This is a genomic window from Peijinzhouia sedimentorum, assembly GCF_049340005.1.
GTDB lineage: Bacteria > Bacteroidota > Bacteroidia > Cytophagales > Cyclobacteriaceae > CAXBDP01.
This window is the reverse complement of sequence record NZ_JBMPIY010000009.1, coordinates 1-13,739: the sequence shown is the minus strand read 5'-3', so window position 1 is coordinate 13,739 and position 13,739 is coordinate 1. Positions and strand designations below refer to the sequence as shown.

At 38.7% G+C, this 13,739-nt stretch carries 13 protein-coding genes; 6 read left to right on the top strand and 7 right to left on the bottom strand.

The features are described from left to right. Positions 1 to 93: 93 nt before the first annotated feature. From ACOXY8_RS12375 to topA, 6 genes are all read right to left on the bottom strand, one after another. Entirely contained in the window at positions 94 to 882 is a 789-nt protein-coding gene (locus ACOXY8_RS12375) for a queuosine precursor transporter (protein ID WP_458331912.1), read from the bottom strand. A gap of 12 nt (positions 883 to 894) precedes the next feature. Then, complete coding sequence (locus tag ACOXY8_RS12370; protein ID WP_458331911.1) at positions 895 to 1,812, bottom strand: ribonuclease Z; 918 nt, start codon at positions 1,810 to 1,812, stop codon at positions 895 to 897. A 4-nt stretch (positions 1,813 to 1,816) separates the two neighbouring features. After that, positions 1,817 to 2,197, bottom strand: a complete 381-nt coding sequence (locus ACOXY8_RS12365; protein ID WP_458331910.1) for an STAS domain-containing protein — start codon at positions 2,195 to 2,197, stop codon at positions 1,817 to 1,819. Positions 2,198 to 2,206: 9 nt separating this feature from the next. After that, on the bottom strand, positions 2,207 to 3,148 hold the full coding sequence (locus tag ACOXY8_RS12360; RefSeq protein ID WP_458331909.1) for a phosphoribosylaminoimidazolesuccinocarboxamide synthase: 942 nt from the start codon (positions 3,146 to 3,148) through the stop codon (positions 2,207 to 2,209). An 80-nt stretch (positions 3,149 to 3,228) separates the two neighbouring features. Then, complete coding sequence (locus ACOXY8_RS12355; protein WP_458331908.1) at positions 3,229 to 3,969, bottom strand: toxin-antitoxin system YwqK family antitoxin; 741 nt, start codon at positions 3,967 to 3,969, stop codon at positions 3,229 to 3,231. 102 nt (positions 3,970 to 4,071) lie between these two features. Beyond that, positions 4,072 to 6,393, bottom strand: a complete 2,322-nt coding sequence (gene topA, locus ACOXY8_RS12350; protein WP_458331907.1) for a type I DNA topoisomerase — start codon at positions 6,391 to 6,393, stop codon at positions 4,072 to 4,074. A 131-nt stretch (positions 6,394 to 6,524) separates the two neighbouring features. Here topA and ACOXY8_RS12345 point away from each other — a divergent pair, with 131 nt between their 5' ends. From ACOXY8_RS12345 to ACOXY8_RS12335, 3 genes are read left to right on the top strand one after another with little or no spacing between them, the layout of a single operon-like run. Continuing rightward, the gene (locus tag ACOXY8_RS12345) at positions 6,525 to 7,022 is read left to right on the top strand and encodes a SixA phosphatase family protein (protein WP_458331906.1); all 498 of its coding nucleotides are present in this window, start codon (positions 6,525 to 6,527) and stop codon (positions 7,020 to 7,022) included. Between the two features lie 14 nt (positions 7,023 to 7,036). Next, a complete protein-coding gene (locus tag ACOXY8_RS12340) occupies positions 7,037 to 8,095 on the top strand; it encodes an agmatinase family protein (RefSeq protein WP_458331905.1) in 1,059 nt (352 codons plus the stop codon). Between the two features lie 7 nt (positions 8,096 to 8,102). Then, positions 8,103 to 9,233 carry a glycerate kinase gene (locus ACOXY8_RS12335; protein ID WP_458331904.1) on the top strand — a complete coding sequence of 377 codons (1,131 nt, stop codon included), beginning with the start codon at positions 8,103 to 8,105 and terminating at the stop codon, positions 9,231 to 9,233. Here the strand turns inward: ACOXY8_RS12335 and ACOXY8_RS12330 are convergent. Further along, positions 9,217 to 9,795 (bottom strand): TlpA family protein disulfide reductase, encoded by a 579-nt coding sequence (locus ACOXY8_RS12330; RefSeq protein WP_458331903.1) that lies wholly within the window; start codon positions 9,793 to 9,795, stop codon positions 9,217 to 9,219. The genes ACOXY8_RS12335 and ACOXY8_RS12330 overlap by 17 nt on opposite strands. A gap of 69 nt (positions 9,796 to 9,864) precedes the next feature. Between ACOXY8_RS12330 and ACOXY8_RS12325 the strand changes: the two genes are divergently transcribed. The 3 genes from ACOXY8_RS12325 to ACOXY8_RS12315 all read left to right on the top strand — a co-directional run bounded on the left by ACOXY8_RS12325 (position 9,865) and on the right by ACOXY8_RS12315 (position 13,586). Then, positions 9,865 to 10,395 (top strand): hypothetical protein, encoded by a 531-nt coding sequence (locus ACOXY8_RS12325; RefSeq protein ID WP_458331902.1) that lies wholly within the window; start codon positions 9,865 to 9,867, stop codon positions 10,393 to 10,395. 95 nt (positions 10,396 to 10,490) lie between these two features. Beyond that, positions 10,491 to 12,704: a Tex family protein gene (locus ACOXY8_RS12320; protein WP_458331901.1), complete on the top strand. Its 2,214-nt coding sequence runs from the start codon at positions 10,491 to 10,493 to the stop codon at positions 12,702 to 12,704. Between the two features lie 141 nt (positions 12,705 to 12,845). Continuing rightward, positions 12,846 to 13,586 carry a copper homeostasis protein CutC gene (locus ACOXY8_RS12315; RefSeq protein WP_458331900.1) on the top strand — a complete coding sequence of 247 codons (741 nt, stop codon included), beginning with the start codon at positions 12,846 to 12,848 and terminating at the stop codon, positions 13,584 to 13,586. The last annotated feature ends 153 nt before the right edge of the window (positions 13,587 to 13,739 follow it).

Genomic DNA, 13,739 nt, shown 5'->3' with positions numbered 1-13,739 from the left:
TAATATTTCTGCTGCATATTTCAATAAGAAATTGGATAGGAGGAGATTATGTTTGACCAGCCAAATGAAAAGATCAATTTTGGAAACGATGAGTTACAATAGGCCTTCTTGCGCACTAGCTTCATCAGTCATTTCTTTTGCTAGGTCTTTTCCCAAATAGCCGTCGATAAAGTAATGGGCGATGTAAAGAATAGGAGTGAGCAAAATAGCTACAGCAAACTTGTACAAATAATTGATTATCCCAACTGAAGCAAGCTGTTCATAAGACCAATTACCAAATACTACGAATGCAATCCACAATACCACAAAGCTGTCGATCAGCTGCGATACTAAGGTAGAGCCAGTGGCTCGCAGCCATATTTTCTTAGAGCCTGTAAACCTTCTCAACTTTTGGAATACATAAACATCTACTAATTGCCCAATGAGGAAGGCAATCAAGGAGCCTAAAATTATGCCCATTCCTTGGCGGAAAATAAGATTGAAAGCAAAGCTTATATTAAATGGATTGCCTTGATCATCAGCAGGGTTTACATCGAGCCAGAAATCAGCAGGAGTGAGCAAGGTCACGATGTAGATCATAAAGAAAGAATAGAGAATAAGACCAGCAGTAAGGAAACTGATTTTCTTTACGCCCGACTTACCAAAGTATTCATTGATTATATCAGTGGTAATAAACACGACCGGCCAAAGCATTACCCCAGCAGTTAGGTTAAAATCAAGTACAAAATCGCCAAGCAGTTTGATATTGGCGGGAGGAATGCCGAGCGTTCCTTCTGCAGAAAAGATTTTCACGCCCACCATTTCTGCTAGGAGAGCATTGGTGATGAAAATTCCACTAAGGACGATAAAGAGGTTTCTCTTTTTTACTTTTTCAGTTTTCAAGTGCACGAAAATTTATTCCGGAATAGAAAATTTTTCACCTTCAATCGCCAAATAGGATTCTGCAAAAACCTCCCGCGCTTCTGTCTGCAGAGGTTCCAAGTCTTTGTATCTAATAGAAAAGTGTCCCAATAATAGCATTTTCACATTAGCTTTCAATGCAATGCTAGCTGCTTGTTTGGCTGTGCTATGGAATGTTTGAGAAGCTCTTTCTGTCATATCATCCATAAAGGTTGCTTCATGATATAGCAAATCTGCTCCTGCTACCGTAGAAATTATTGACTCATCATAAATGGTGTCTGAGCAAAATACGTATTTTCTGGATTTCTTTGCGGATTTGGTAAAGAGCCAGTTAGTGAATATTTCTCCAGTTTCCGGATGGCTAATATCTTCTCCATTTTTCAATAATTGGAATTGGTGAATCCTAATCCAATCAGGTAGATTTTCTTTGATAATCGATTTTGGCTTAGGCTTTTCTAAAAACACAAATCCAGAACAAGGGATCCGATGTTTTAACGGAAATGAATTTACTGTAAAGTGTTCATTTTCAAATAGTAGTTCCTTAATTTCAGGTTTCCATTCTATGAAATCTAAATCATATTGAAGCGAGCTATTTGAGTATTTCAGTTGTAAGCTTATGATTTCCCTCAGGCCTGGTGGGCCATAAATAGTGAGAGGAGATTTGCGTTGCAGCAGGTGGAAAGTAAAAAGGAGACCGACTAATCCAAGATAGTGGTCTCCGTGTAAATGACTGATGAAAATTCGAGAAATTTTCTGAAAGGGAATTTTGAAATTTCTCAGCTGAATTTGAGTGCCTTCCCCACAATCAATCAGCATCCATTCATTACCTATTCTTAAAAGCTGAGAAGTTTGGTTTCTATTATGCGCTGGTGCGGCTGAGTTGGAACCGAGTATTTGCAGCTGAAATTCCAAATTTCTACTCGTCTTCGCCTTCTTCTAAATCGCTTTCGATTACGTGCAAAAATACAGCATCAATAGCTTCTTCGATCGTTGGTAGTATATTCAATACTTTATCAAGCAAGGAGATTTTGAGTAATTTCACTACATGCTCAGAAGGAGCAGCAAGGATAAAAATACCTCCATTGTCATTATAAATCATATTGCCTCTTAATAAGGCACTTAGTCCGGAACTATCAATGTATTTTACTTGAGACAAATCCAAAATCATATTAGATACGCCTTCTGCATTTTGAGTAATAAGTTCACTTTTTACATTTGGCGATATCGTTGTATCTAATTTTTCTTCATTAATACTGAAGATTGTGTAATTGTCCTGCTTGTTTATAGAAAATTTCATAATGTGTATTTATTGCTTTAGATAGTTGTTAATGTTTGTTTCAATTCTCTTCAAAACGGAATTTGGATCTGCTTTGTTAAATTTCTCTCCAGTTACTTTTTCGAATAGCTCAATATACCTATCTGTAATCATATTCACAATTTCATCGCTCATCACAGGTTGAGTTTGTCCTTCTTTTCCTTGAAAGCCATTCTCTATTAGCCATTGCCTTACAAATTCTTTAGAAAGCTGCTTTTGCTTTTCGCCTTTAGCTTGTCTTTCGGCATAGCCATCTGCATAAAAGTAGCGGCTGGAATCCGGCGTATGAATTTCATCTATTAGGTAAATTTTTCCATCTACATGGCCAAACTCGTACTTTGTGTCAACTAAGATAAGGCCTTGTTTTGCAGCTATTTCTGTTCCTCTTTGAAACAATGCCTGAGTGTATTTTTCTAATTGGAGATAATTCTCTTCCGTAACCAATCCTTGTTTAAGAATTTCCTCCCGCGAAATATCTTCGTCGTGGCCTTCATGCGCTTTGGTAGTAGGAGTGATGATGGGTTCAGGCAGCTTGTCATTTTCTTTCAATCCTTCAGGCAAAGCCACTCCGCAAATTTGTCTTTTGCCCGAACTATATTCTCTCCAAGCATGGCCAGCCAAATAGCCTCTGATTACCATTTCCACAGGAAAGGTTTCGCAATTTAGACCCACTGTTACATTCTCATCAGGCACTGCCAGCACCCAATTAGGCACGATATCTTTTGTAGCAGCTAGAAATTTCGCAGCAATCTGGTTAAGCACTTGGCCTTTGTATGGAATAGCTCGATCAAGCACCACATCAAATGCTGAAATGCGATCGCTTGCAATCATTACTAATTGGTTTTCGAAGAAATATACATCTCTTACTTTTCCTCGGTAAAAGCCCGTTTGGCCGGGAAAATTGAAATTAGTGGATTTGATACCTGAATACATGATGGCAAGTTACAGAAGGAAATTTGGGTGTGAAAGTATATAAGAAAGCGGGAGGAATATTTTTCTTTAAATCTGGTATTTTATCTACCTCTTTGTTCTTCTTTTATGAGTGTACCTTCTTCATTATAGAACAGCCATAACCCATTTGGACTTCCATTTCGATAATTCCCTTTGATGTAAATTTCACCATTGGGATGATATGAAATATATTCACCATTCATTACTCCTTTATTGTAATGGCTAATCTCACTGATTTGTCCTTCTTTAAATTTTTTGCTTTCACCTTCTAGCATTCCTGCTTTATATCTGTATTGATAAATGGTGTCGCCTTTTACATCCAATTCCAAGGCGATTCCTTCAGGCAATCCATTTTCGAAATTTCCAACTGCTTTTAAGTTTCCGTTTTGGAAATAACTTTTCACTTCACCAGCTAATATTCCGTTTTCAAAAGTGCCTTCTTGTAAAATATTCCCATTCTGATGGTAAACCTTAAAAGGTCCTTGAGCCGTATCGCTTTTGAAATAACTCACGCGCATCAAGCTTTCTCCATCATCATAATATTCCTTCATTAAGCCATTTTTGAGTCCATTGAAGTACATCACTTCAAGTGATAAATTGCTATTGGGGTGAAATCGACGAAAAGAGCCATCACGTAATGTTGTGTCTTGCTCTGGATATTCAATTACCGAATATATCTCCTTTATTGTGCCTTTCTCATCATCGTAGTAAATGATAACTGGTACCTTCTCCTGTGCCATGGTCACTGAAAAAGTGGAAGCAAAGCAAAAAGTAAGTAGGGCTAAAAGGAATCGACTTTTCATATATTTAGGATAACGCAAAAACTTATCCGAATAATAAATAAAAATGCTCCATCATTCAATTAATGGAGCATTTTTCAATTATTAAGAATTTTCTAAATAGAACTACTTCTTCTTCCCTCTAAACCCACCTTTTTTCTTTTCAGGCTGTTCTTCAGCAAGTTTCAAGCAATCTGCTAATGTGAGTTCGGTTGGTTCTGTGCCTTTCGGTATTTTCACATTCTGCTTTCCAACTTTAATATAAGGTCCCCATCTGCCATTAAGGATTTGTACATCCTCATTTTCATCAAAGCTTTTGATCAATTTTTGTGCATCAGCTAATCTTTTAGCTTCAATAATTTCTATGGCTCTATCGATGTCAACACTTAGCGGATCATCTTCCTTGCCAAGGCTGTAGAAGGCTGAGTTATGACGTACATAAGGGCCAAATCTACCAATGGCAGCTACCACAGGTTTGCCTTCAAATTCACCCACTTCACGCGGCAATTTGAATAACTCCATGGCATCTTCCAATGTGATAGTGTCAATGTATTGGCCTTTGCGCATGCTGGCAAACTGAGGTTTTTCTTCGCCTTCGCTATCACCAATTTGCACCAATGGACCAAACTTACCCAATCGAGCAATTACTTCTTTGCCAGATTTAGGGTCGGTACCCAATGTTCTACTCGAAGAAATATCCGATCTTTTTACTTGCTCAGTTTCTTCCACCCGCTGATGGAAAGTCTTATAAAAAGAATCGATCATGGATTTCCATTCCTTTTTGCCATGAGCGATTTCATCAAATTCCTTCTCAACCGTTGCAGTGAAATTGAAATCGATCACTGTTGGAAAATGATCTACCAAGAAATCATTTACTACTGTCGCAATATTGGTAGGGAAAAGTTTCTGCTTTTCTGCACCAGTAGTTTCTGTAAGTTTTTCTGTTTTAATGGTTCCTTTTTTCAAGGTCAAAAGAGAGTAATCACGATCCCTACCATCTCTATTTTCCTTTATTACATACCCACGTTTCTGGACCGTCGAAATAGTAGGAGCATAAGTAGATGGTCTACCAATACCCATTTCTTCTAGTTTTTTCACCAAGCTTGCTTCTGTGTATCGCGCTGCAGGTCGGGTAAAAGTTTCTCTTGCATTTAGCTCATTCAAATCAAGCTCTTGTCCAACTTCCAAAGGAGGAAGCATTCCGCTTTTTTCTTCATCCTCGTCCTCATCGTCTGTTGACTCAATATATACTTTTAAAAAGCCATCAAATTTGATTACCTCACCTTGAGCGACAAGCTTTTCATTACTATTAGAAATCTTGATGGTTGCGGTAGTTTTTTCCAACTGCGCATCTGCCATTTGGCTGGCAATTGCTCTTTTCCAAATCAACTCATATAAGCGTTGCTCATTTCTCTCTCCTCCCGCTTCAGTTTCCGAGAAGTTGGTTGGACGGATGGCTTCGTGAGCTTCTTGCGCTCCTTCTGATTTGGTTTTATATTTTCTGACAAATACATACTTATCACCAAATTCAGACTTTATCTGCTCGGTCGCCATTTTAATCGCATCTTCCGATAAATTGAATGAATCGGTACGCATGTATGAAATCTTACCTGATTCATAAAGTCTTTGCGCCAAAGTCATCGTTTGGCTTACAGAAAAGCCCAATTTGCGCGAAGCTTCCTGTTGCAAAGTAGAAGTGGTAAATGGAGGTGCCGGACTTCTTTTGGCAGGCTTTGTTTCCAAATTGCCAATGCTAAAGCTTGCATCCTTGCAACTTTCTAAAAAGGCCAAAGCCTCATTTTCTGTAGCGAATTTTTCAGGCCGATCTGCTACAAGTGTTTTGCCATTTTCTAAAGTGAATATTCCACGCACTTTGAAAGATGACACGGAATTGAACTTGTCAATTTCACGCTCACGATCAACTACTAAGCGAACGGCTACAGACTGTACTCTCCCTGCAGAAAGCCCGGTTTTTATTTTTTTCCAAAGGATTGGAGATAATTCAAAACCAACGAGGCGATCCAAAACACGTCTGGCTTGCTGTGCATTTACCAAATCAATATCTATCCCTCTTGGAGATTCCAGTGCATTGGTGATTGCATTTTTGGTAATTTCCCTAAATACAATTCGTCTTGTTTGAGCATCATTTAGATTCAAAGATTCTTTCAAGTGCCAAGCAATAGCTTCTCCCTCGCGGTCATCATCACTCGCTAGGTAGATTATTTCTGCTGCCTTCACCAACTTCTTCAACTCATCAATTACTTTCTTTTTATCAGCAGTGATTTCGTAAGTAGGTTCGTAGTTATTTTCAATATCTATTGCCTTATCACCTTTAGGCAAATCCCGGACATGTCCATAGCTTGATGTTACTTTAAAATCCTTCCCTAGATATCCTTCTATTGTTTTGGCTTTGGCTGGAGACTCGACTATTACAAGATTTTTCGGCATTATACTTATTTTTAATTACAAATGGCTGCGTTCAAATATCCACAAAAAAAGTTACAAAAAACTAAAGGGACAATTTTCATCCGTATTAAATGCTTAATTTAGTGTCAAACAAGCAACATAAATAAGCCAAAATGGTTAGAACGCTCGATCTTGTAAGGCATGCAACTGCAATGGAAAACTATGGTAGTCAGAAGGATATCGATAGGGAGCTGACGGCGGGAGGAATACGTCATGCGGTAATTCTAGGAAAATATTTAAAAAGCACTGGCAATGCTCCCAAAATAATCATTTCCTCCAATGCACAGAGAGCTAAACACACCGCAATGCTTCTTGCGGACTGTATGCATTACAATGAAGACCTTGTCAGCATCAATGATGATTTGTACAATGCATCCATACGAGTATTGCTTGATGCCATTAATAATTTTGATGATAAATTAGACCATATATTAATGGTGGCGCATAATCCGGGTATTAGCTATTTGGTAGAATATCTCACTGGCGAGCAAGTCGGCTCAATGCACCCTGGAGGGATAAGCAGACTTAGCTTTGAAGGAAACTGGAAAGATATTTCTCAAAACTCATGTAATTTATTATATTATAAGGAACCCGAAAGTTTACTAATTTAAAATTTAATTAAAATATGACAATTGATTCGAATTCAGATTTTGATCCAAATGGTGTTGCAGAAAAAGGAAAGTTATTTGGTTTGCCAGGAAGCTTAGCAGATGCGAAAATAGTTATTTTACCAGTTCCTTGGGAAGTTACCGTATCCTATTCAAACGGAACCGCAGATGGCCCGCAAGCAATTTTAGAAGCTTCAGCACAAGTAGATTTATATCAAGCCGACATTAGAGATGCTTGGCGAATGGGTTTGCACCTAGCACCAATTGATGTAAATCTTCATAAAAAGAGTAACGATCATAGGCTTATTGCAAAAAATTATATTGAGTGGCTTGAGGAGGGATCTCCAGAAGATCAGGTAGAACGATTTGCATCTGTTACTTCTATTGTAGATAAAGCCTGTGCAGAAATGGTAGCTTGGGTAAAAGCTGAAGCTTTAAATTATATTGAACAAGGAAAAGTAGTTGCTGTTTTGGGTGGAGACCACAGTACACCACTTGGATTGATGCAAGCTCTAGCAAGCAAGCATAGCGATTTCGGTGTATTACAAATTGATGCGCATGCCGATCTGCGCCAAGCTTACGAAGGTTTTGAATACTCTCACGCTTCCATTTCTTACAATGCTTTGAAATTGCCACAAATTTCGAAATTGGTGCAAGTAGGTATCAGAGATTATTGCGAAGAGGAAGTAAACTATATCGAAAATGCAGGAAATAGATTGAAAGTATTTTTCGATAAGGATATAAAAGAAAGTCAATTTGATGGAAAGAGCTGGAAATCTATCTGTGATGATATTGTAAAGGAATTGCCACAGAAAGTTTATATCACTTTTGATATCGATGGCCTTGACCCTAAACTTTGTCCAAATACTGGGACACCAGTGCCTGGTGGCTTTGAGCTTGAGCAAGTACTTTACCTATTTCAGCAAGTAGTGAAATCTGGCCGTACTATTATAGGATTCGACCTCAACGAAGTTTCACCCGGCGATAATGAATGGAACGGAAATGTAGGAGCTAGAGCATTATATAGAATGTCGGCACTTACGGCAGTTTCCAATCAGATTTTGGGCTGGAGCTGATAAAATCATGAAGGCTTTTCTAATTGCGCCAAATGCCTTTAAAGGAAGTTTGTCTGCAACTGAAGGTGCCAATGCTATAGAAAGAGGAATCCAAAAAGCGGATTCCTCTTTTAGTATTAAGTCAATTCCTTTGGCAGATGGCGGCGATGGAACCTCCTGCCTTCTTTCAAAGCAAATGGGTGCTGAATGGATTCAAATTGAAACCTTGAATGCCGTTGGAAAGTCCATTTCTGCAGGCTTCGGATTTCAGCGAGAAAAATCTCTTGCAATTATTGATATAGCAGAAGCGAGCGGAATTCAGCATCTTTCTATCGATGAACTAAACCCGAAAACTGCCAGCTCTTATGGCACAGGTTTGTTGATTTTGAAAGCCATTGAACTTGGTTCAAAGCATATTTGGACTGGATTAGGCGGCTCTGCAAGTATCGACGGCGGAATAGGTATTCTTCAAGCTTTAGGGTTTAGCTTTTTTAGTCTAGAAAATAGACCGCTAAAAAATCCAGTTTTAGAAATGGATAAGATTGTTTCCATTTCAGCACCCAATTCAGGATTAAGCGAAATTGAATTTAGTCTTTTGTGTGATGTTGAAAATCCGCTTTTAGGTAGAAATGGATGTGTTGCAATATTTGGTCATCAAAAAGGAGTGAAACCACATGAAGTAGAATACTTTGAAACTCGATTGAAAAATTGGGCTATTGCCATTCAAGGTCATTCTGATCTTGTGGATTTAGAATCAAAGCCAAAGCTGGGAGCAGCGGGAGGAATTGCCTTCGGTTTGCAAGTCTGTCTCAAGGCAAAGCTGTTCAGTGGCTCAGATTTCTTTTTGCAACATGTGGGTTTTGAAAAACAACTTGAGATTGCTGATATCTTAATAACTGGTGAAGGAAAATTTGATCGGCAAAGTAGCCAAGGAAAAATCACAGGAAGAGTGATTAAGATCGCTCAAAATATCAATAAGCAAGTTTATGTATTAGTAGGAAAGCTGGATGCTGGAATAAGTGAGTCTGATTACAGAAATGTACAGTTCATCGAAATAAGCAAACATCGACAGAATTTAGCTTCAGCTATAGAGCATACTTCTGAGGATTTAGAAAAAGCGGCTTATGAAATAGCTCGAAGCGTCAAATCTCCTCAATAAGCTCATCGAGCCAAAATCTAAAGTCATCATTATTATAAGAGGCCATTCCAAAATGCTCCAGTACAATCTGGCCATTTCTATCTAACACAAATGTGGCTGGGATACTTTGACTTTTCAGCTGATCAGGAACCAAGCTTAAGGGAATATAAGTGGCAAAATCAAAATCCTTGCGATTCAGAAAATTGGTCATTTTATCCTTATCAGAATCTAAATTTACTAGCAAAAAGGCGATATCTTTTCCTTGGTAGTCGTTGTAAAGTTGATTGATATCGGGCATTTCTGCCACACATGGAGGACACCAGCTAGCCCAAAAATTGATGAATACGATTTTGCCTTTCAATTCATCCAGACTCAACTTGTTTCCTTTCAAATCTACCAATTCAAAGTCGCTTTCAATGGTTTTGTATGCGCTCTTGGAAAGTTCTGTTGGAGCAAATAGTCCCGTTTTGAGGAAAACTTGCTGAATTCTTCCAATCACTTCTGTATGCCAACCAGCTGCATATATTCCTATCATTATGGCAACCATAATACCTATTTCAATGGCAGGGTGGACACGTTTCATATTTTGCGAGAATTAGTAATAGGAGAGTAGATTTCGTAAATTCAACGATCAAACTTGAATACAATAAACATGCTCAAATCATTCTTGACCCTTGTATTTTTTTTAATTTTTTCTGCTTCTACTCAAGCACAAGTTGCTAACTCTAATTACTCTGAAGACACCAAGGATATCAATAGTATCCTTATTGCGCTTTATGAGGTTATTTCAGGTGCCCCCGGCGAAGCTAGAGATTGGGATAGATTTTTGAATTTATTCACCGACGATGCCAAATTAATACCAACAGGAGCCGCCAGAAATGAAGGTAAAGGCTACGATTATTGGACGCCGCAAATGTATAGAGATAGCTTTGTAGCCAATCGCTTGAACATTGGTTTCTATGAAGTAGAGCTCAATAGAGTGGTGGAGCAATTTGGAGCAATTGCACATGTGTGGAGCACTTACGAAACGAGAGAGTTTAAAGAAGGTCCGCAAACAAATAGAGGAATCAACAGTATTCAATTACTGAATATGAACAACAGGTGGTATGTGATGAATATTTATTGGAGTGCCGAGAATGATGGATTTACATTACCTCCCGCCTATATTATCCGTAGAGATTAATCAGGAAATGAAGCTAATTTCAATTCATTAAGTTTTTTTCATTTCATATTCTACTTGAATAAGTAATTTCGCGTCCTATTTTTAAAAATTTGAACATGATTGATAAAATAGCTTTTGAGCTTGGCATAAGACCTAACCAAGTAAAAGCAACCGTAGATTTGTTAGATGAGGACGCAACAGTCCCTTTTATTTCCAGGTATAGAAAAGAAAGAACTGGAGATTTGGATGAAGTCCAGATCATGAATGTCAGAGATAGAATTACTCAACTTCGTGAGCTTGACAAAAGGCGGGAGGCAATCCTTAAGAGCATTGAGGATCAGGGTAAAATGACTGATGAACTTAAGTCTCGAATCGATTTGGCAGAAACCATGTCGGAATTGGAAGATATATATTTGCCATATAAGCCACGCCGTAGAACCAAAGCCACCATTGCTCGTGAAGCAGGTTTGGAGCCTCTTGCAGAACTCATTTTTGATCAATCGCCAGAAGTTGATCCACAAGCTGAAGCTGCTGCTTTCATCGATGTGGAAAAAGGCGTAGAAACCATAGAGCAAGCCTTACAAGGTGCAAGAGATATTATGGCAGAGTGGATCAATGAAAATGCTGATGCTCGCGCAGCTCTTCGCAAGCTATTTATGGATGAAGCCATTATTTCTTCCAAACTGATTTCAGGAAAAGAGGAGGAGGGCCACAAGTATAAAGATTACTTCGACTGGCAGGAAAGTTTCAAAAACATTCCATCTCACAGACTACTGGCATTGCGTCGCGGTGAAAAGGAAATGATCTTATCAGTAGATATTTCTCCAGAAGAAGGAACAGCTTTATTTGCGCTCAATAATCTATTTGTAAATGGTAGCTGTCCAGCTTCGGAAGAGGTAGAAAAAGCTGCTCGCGATTCTTATAAAAGATTGCTCAAGCCAAGCTTGGAAACTGAAGCGAGGATGCAATCTAAAATCCTTGCAGATGAAGAAGCTATTCGCGTTTTTGCCAACAACCTACGAGAACTCTTACTGTCATCCCCGCTTGGCGAAAAGAAAATATTGGCGGTAGATCCAGGATTCAGAACGGGCTGCAAAGTAGTGTATTTGAATAAGCAAGGAAAGCTGATTGAGAATACGACCATTTACCCTAATCCACCCCAAAACGATACGCGTAATGCCGACAGGATTATTAAGGCATTGTATGAAAAATATGAATTTGAAGCTGTAGCCATTGGAAATGGAACAGCAGGAAGAGAAACGGAGCGTTACTTTAAAGCACTGGGCTTGCCATCAAAAGTGGCCATCGTGCAGGTTAACGAAAGTGGAGCTTCTATCTATTCGGCTTCGGATGTGGCGCGGGAGGAATTTCCAGATTATGATCTTACTGTAAGAGGTGCGGTATCAATTGGCCGCAGACTGATGGATCCCTTGGCCGAATTGGTGAAAATTGATCCGAAATCTATTGGTGTGGGTCAATACCAACATGATGTGGATCAAAATCAATTGAAGCTGAGCTTGGATGATACTGTGGTTAGTTGTGTGAATGCAGTGGGTGTCGATTTGAATACTGCTTCCGGGCCATTGCTCTCTTATGTTTCAGGTTTAGGCCCACAATTGGCAAAAAATATCATTAGCTACAGAGAAGAAAACGGCCCGTTTAAAGATAGAAAAGCACTGAAAAAAGTGCCTCGATTAGGTGATAAAGCATTTGAGCAATCGGCGGGATTCTTAAGAATTACAGGAGCTAAAAATCCATTAGATGCTAGTGCAGTCCATCCGGAACGTTACGAATTGGTAGAAAGAATGGCGGCTGATTTAGGCGTTTCTGTGAAAGATTTGATCACTGATGGAAACCTTAGAAAACGAATCAAGCTTGAAAACTACATTACAGAGGATGTTGGTTTGCCTACCCTAAAAGATATAATAGCCGAGCTGGAAAAACCAGGTCGCGATCCGAGACAAAATTTCGAAGCTTTCCAATTTGATGATGCAATTAATAGCCCTGAGGACTTACGAATTGGGATGGTATTGCCAGGCATTATCACCAATATCACCAATTTCGGAGTGTTTGTGGATGTTGGGGTACATCAGGATGGCTTGGTTCATATCAGTCAGCTTTCAGATAGATTTGTGAAAGACCCGATGGAGATTGTAAAAGTAAATCAGAAAGTGAAAGTGACTGTAATGGAAGTAGACTTGAAAAGAAAGCGAATCGCACTTTCAATGAAATCCGATCCTTATGGAAAAAGCCAAGTACCCAAAAAGCGAGAAGAAAAGCGGGAGGATAAAAGGATTGACTTAGAGAGTTTGAAAAGAAGATTTTCATAGAACTTATAGCTAATTCAGAGGATTTTGTTGTCTGGCAAGATTTTTATAATTCATTTATTAATTCACCGTTATTGTAATTATATCTTTTTATTACAAATTTGTATATTCAGTTTAGTAAATACATAGAGGAAAATCATAAAAATGATAGTTGAAGTTTGTGCCAATAGTTTACAGTCAGCGTTAAATGCTCAAGAAGGAGGAGCTAAGAGAGTAGAGCTTTGTTCTAGTTTAATTTTAGGAGGGCTTACCCCAAGTCCATCTTCAATTCTCATGTCCAAAGCCATATTAACAATTGATGTATTTGTAATGATTAGGCCTCGCGAGGGGGATTTTTGCTATTCAGATATTGAGTTTGAGCAAATGGCGCAAGATATTTTGTTCTGCAAAGAATCAGGATGTGATGGAGTGGTGTTGGGCATTCTGAAACCAGATGGAACGGTTGATATAGAACGAACGCAACAATTGGTCGAGTTAGCTAGTCCTATGCAAGTGTCATTTCATAGAGCTTTTGATTTGACTAAAGACACGATGAAAGCTTTGGAAGACGTAATATCCACAGGCTGCACTCGCATACTTACTTCCGGTAACCGTCCGCAAGTAATGGATGGAATCGATCATGTAACTAATCTCATTAGAGAAGCTGCTGATAGAATAATCATAATGCCAGGTGGTGGAATCAATGACAAGAATTTATCTCGTATTCTACAGACAGGAGCGCAAGAAATTCACCTTTCTGGCAGAAGAAAGATCGAAAGCCCAATGGAATTCAAGAAGCCATATCTACGACTTACTGATATTCCTGGACACACGGATTATGTGATTGAAGAAACGGATGTGAAAGTGATTAGAGATATTGTTGATTTGCTCCCAACGGAGGATTAATTAGCTATCTAAAATAAAGCAAAAAGCCTGATAAAATTAAATCTATCAGGCTTTTCGTTTCTAGACTAATTTTTTTAAGGTAATGTACTGAAAAATAGTTGGTGACTTTTATCTTAATATTCCGTAATATCCGGCGCTGCCCTGAAGAGGAAA

Bases quoted from the DNA above. Each gene is read 5' to 3' on its own strand.
- ACOXY8_RS12315 (WP_458331900.1), top strand. From the start codon at position 12,846: ATGATAGTTGAAGTTTGTGCCAATAGTTTACAGTCAGCGTTAAATGCT.
- ACOXY8_RS12320 (WP_458331901.1), top strand. From the start codon at position 10,491: ATGATTGATAAAATAGCTTTTGAGCTTGGCATAAGACCTAACCAAGTA.
- ACOXY8_RS12365 (WP_458331910.1), bottom strand. From the start codon at position 2,197: ATGAAATTTTCTATAAACAAGCAGGACAATTACACAATCTTCAGTATT.
- ACOXY8_RS12325 (WP_458331902.1), top strand. From the start codon at position 9,865: ATGCTCAAATCATTCTTGACCCTTGTATTTTTTTTAATTTTTTCTGCT.
- topA (WP_458331907.1), bottom strand. From the start codon at position 6,393: ATGCCGAAAAATCTTGTAATAGTCGAGTCTCCAGCCAAAGCCAAAACA.
- ACOXY8_RS12355 (WP_458331908.1), bottom strand. From the start codon at position 3,969: ATGAAAAGTCGATTCCTTTTAGCCCTACTTACTTTTTGCTTTGCTTCC.
- ACOXY8_RS12340 (WP_458331905.1), top strand. From the start codon at position 7,037: ATGACAATTGATTCGAATTCAGATTTTGATCCAAATGGTGTTGCAGAA.
- ACOXY8_RS12330 (WP_458331903.1), bottom strand. From the start codon at position 9,795: ATGAAACGTGTCCACCCTGCCATTGAAATAGGTATTATGGTTGCCATA.
- ACOXY8_RS12335 (WP_458331904.1), top strand. From the start codon at position 8,103: ATGAAGGCTTTTCTAATTGCGCCAAATGCCTTTAAAGGAAGTTTGTCT.
- ACOXY8_RS12345 (WP_458331906.1), top strand. From the start codon at position 6,525: ATGGTTAGAACGCTCGATCTTGTAAGGCATGCAACTGCAATGGAAAAC.
- ACOXY8_RS12360 (WP_458331909.1), bottom strand. From the start codon at position 3,148: ATGTATTCAGGTATCAAATCCACTAATTTCAATTTTCCCGGCCAAACG.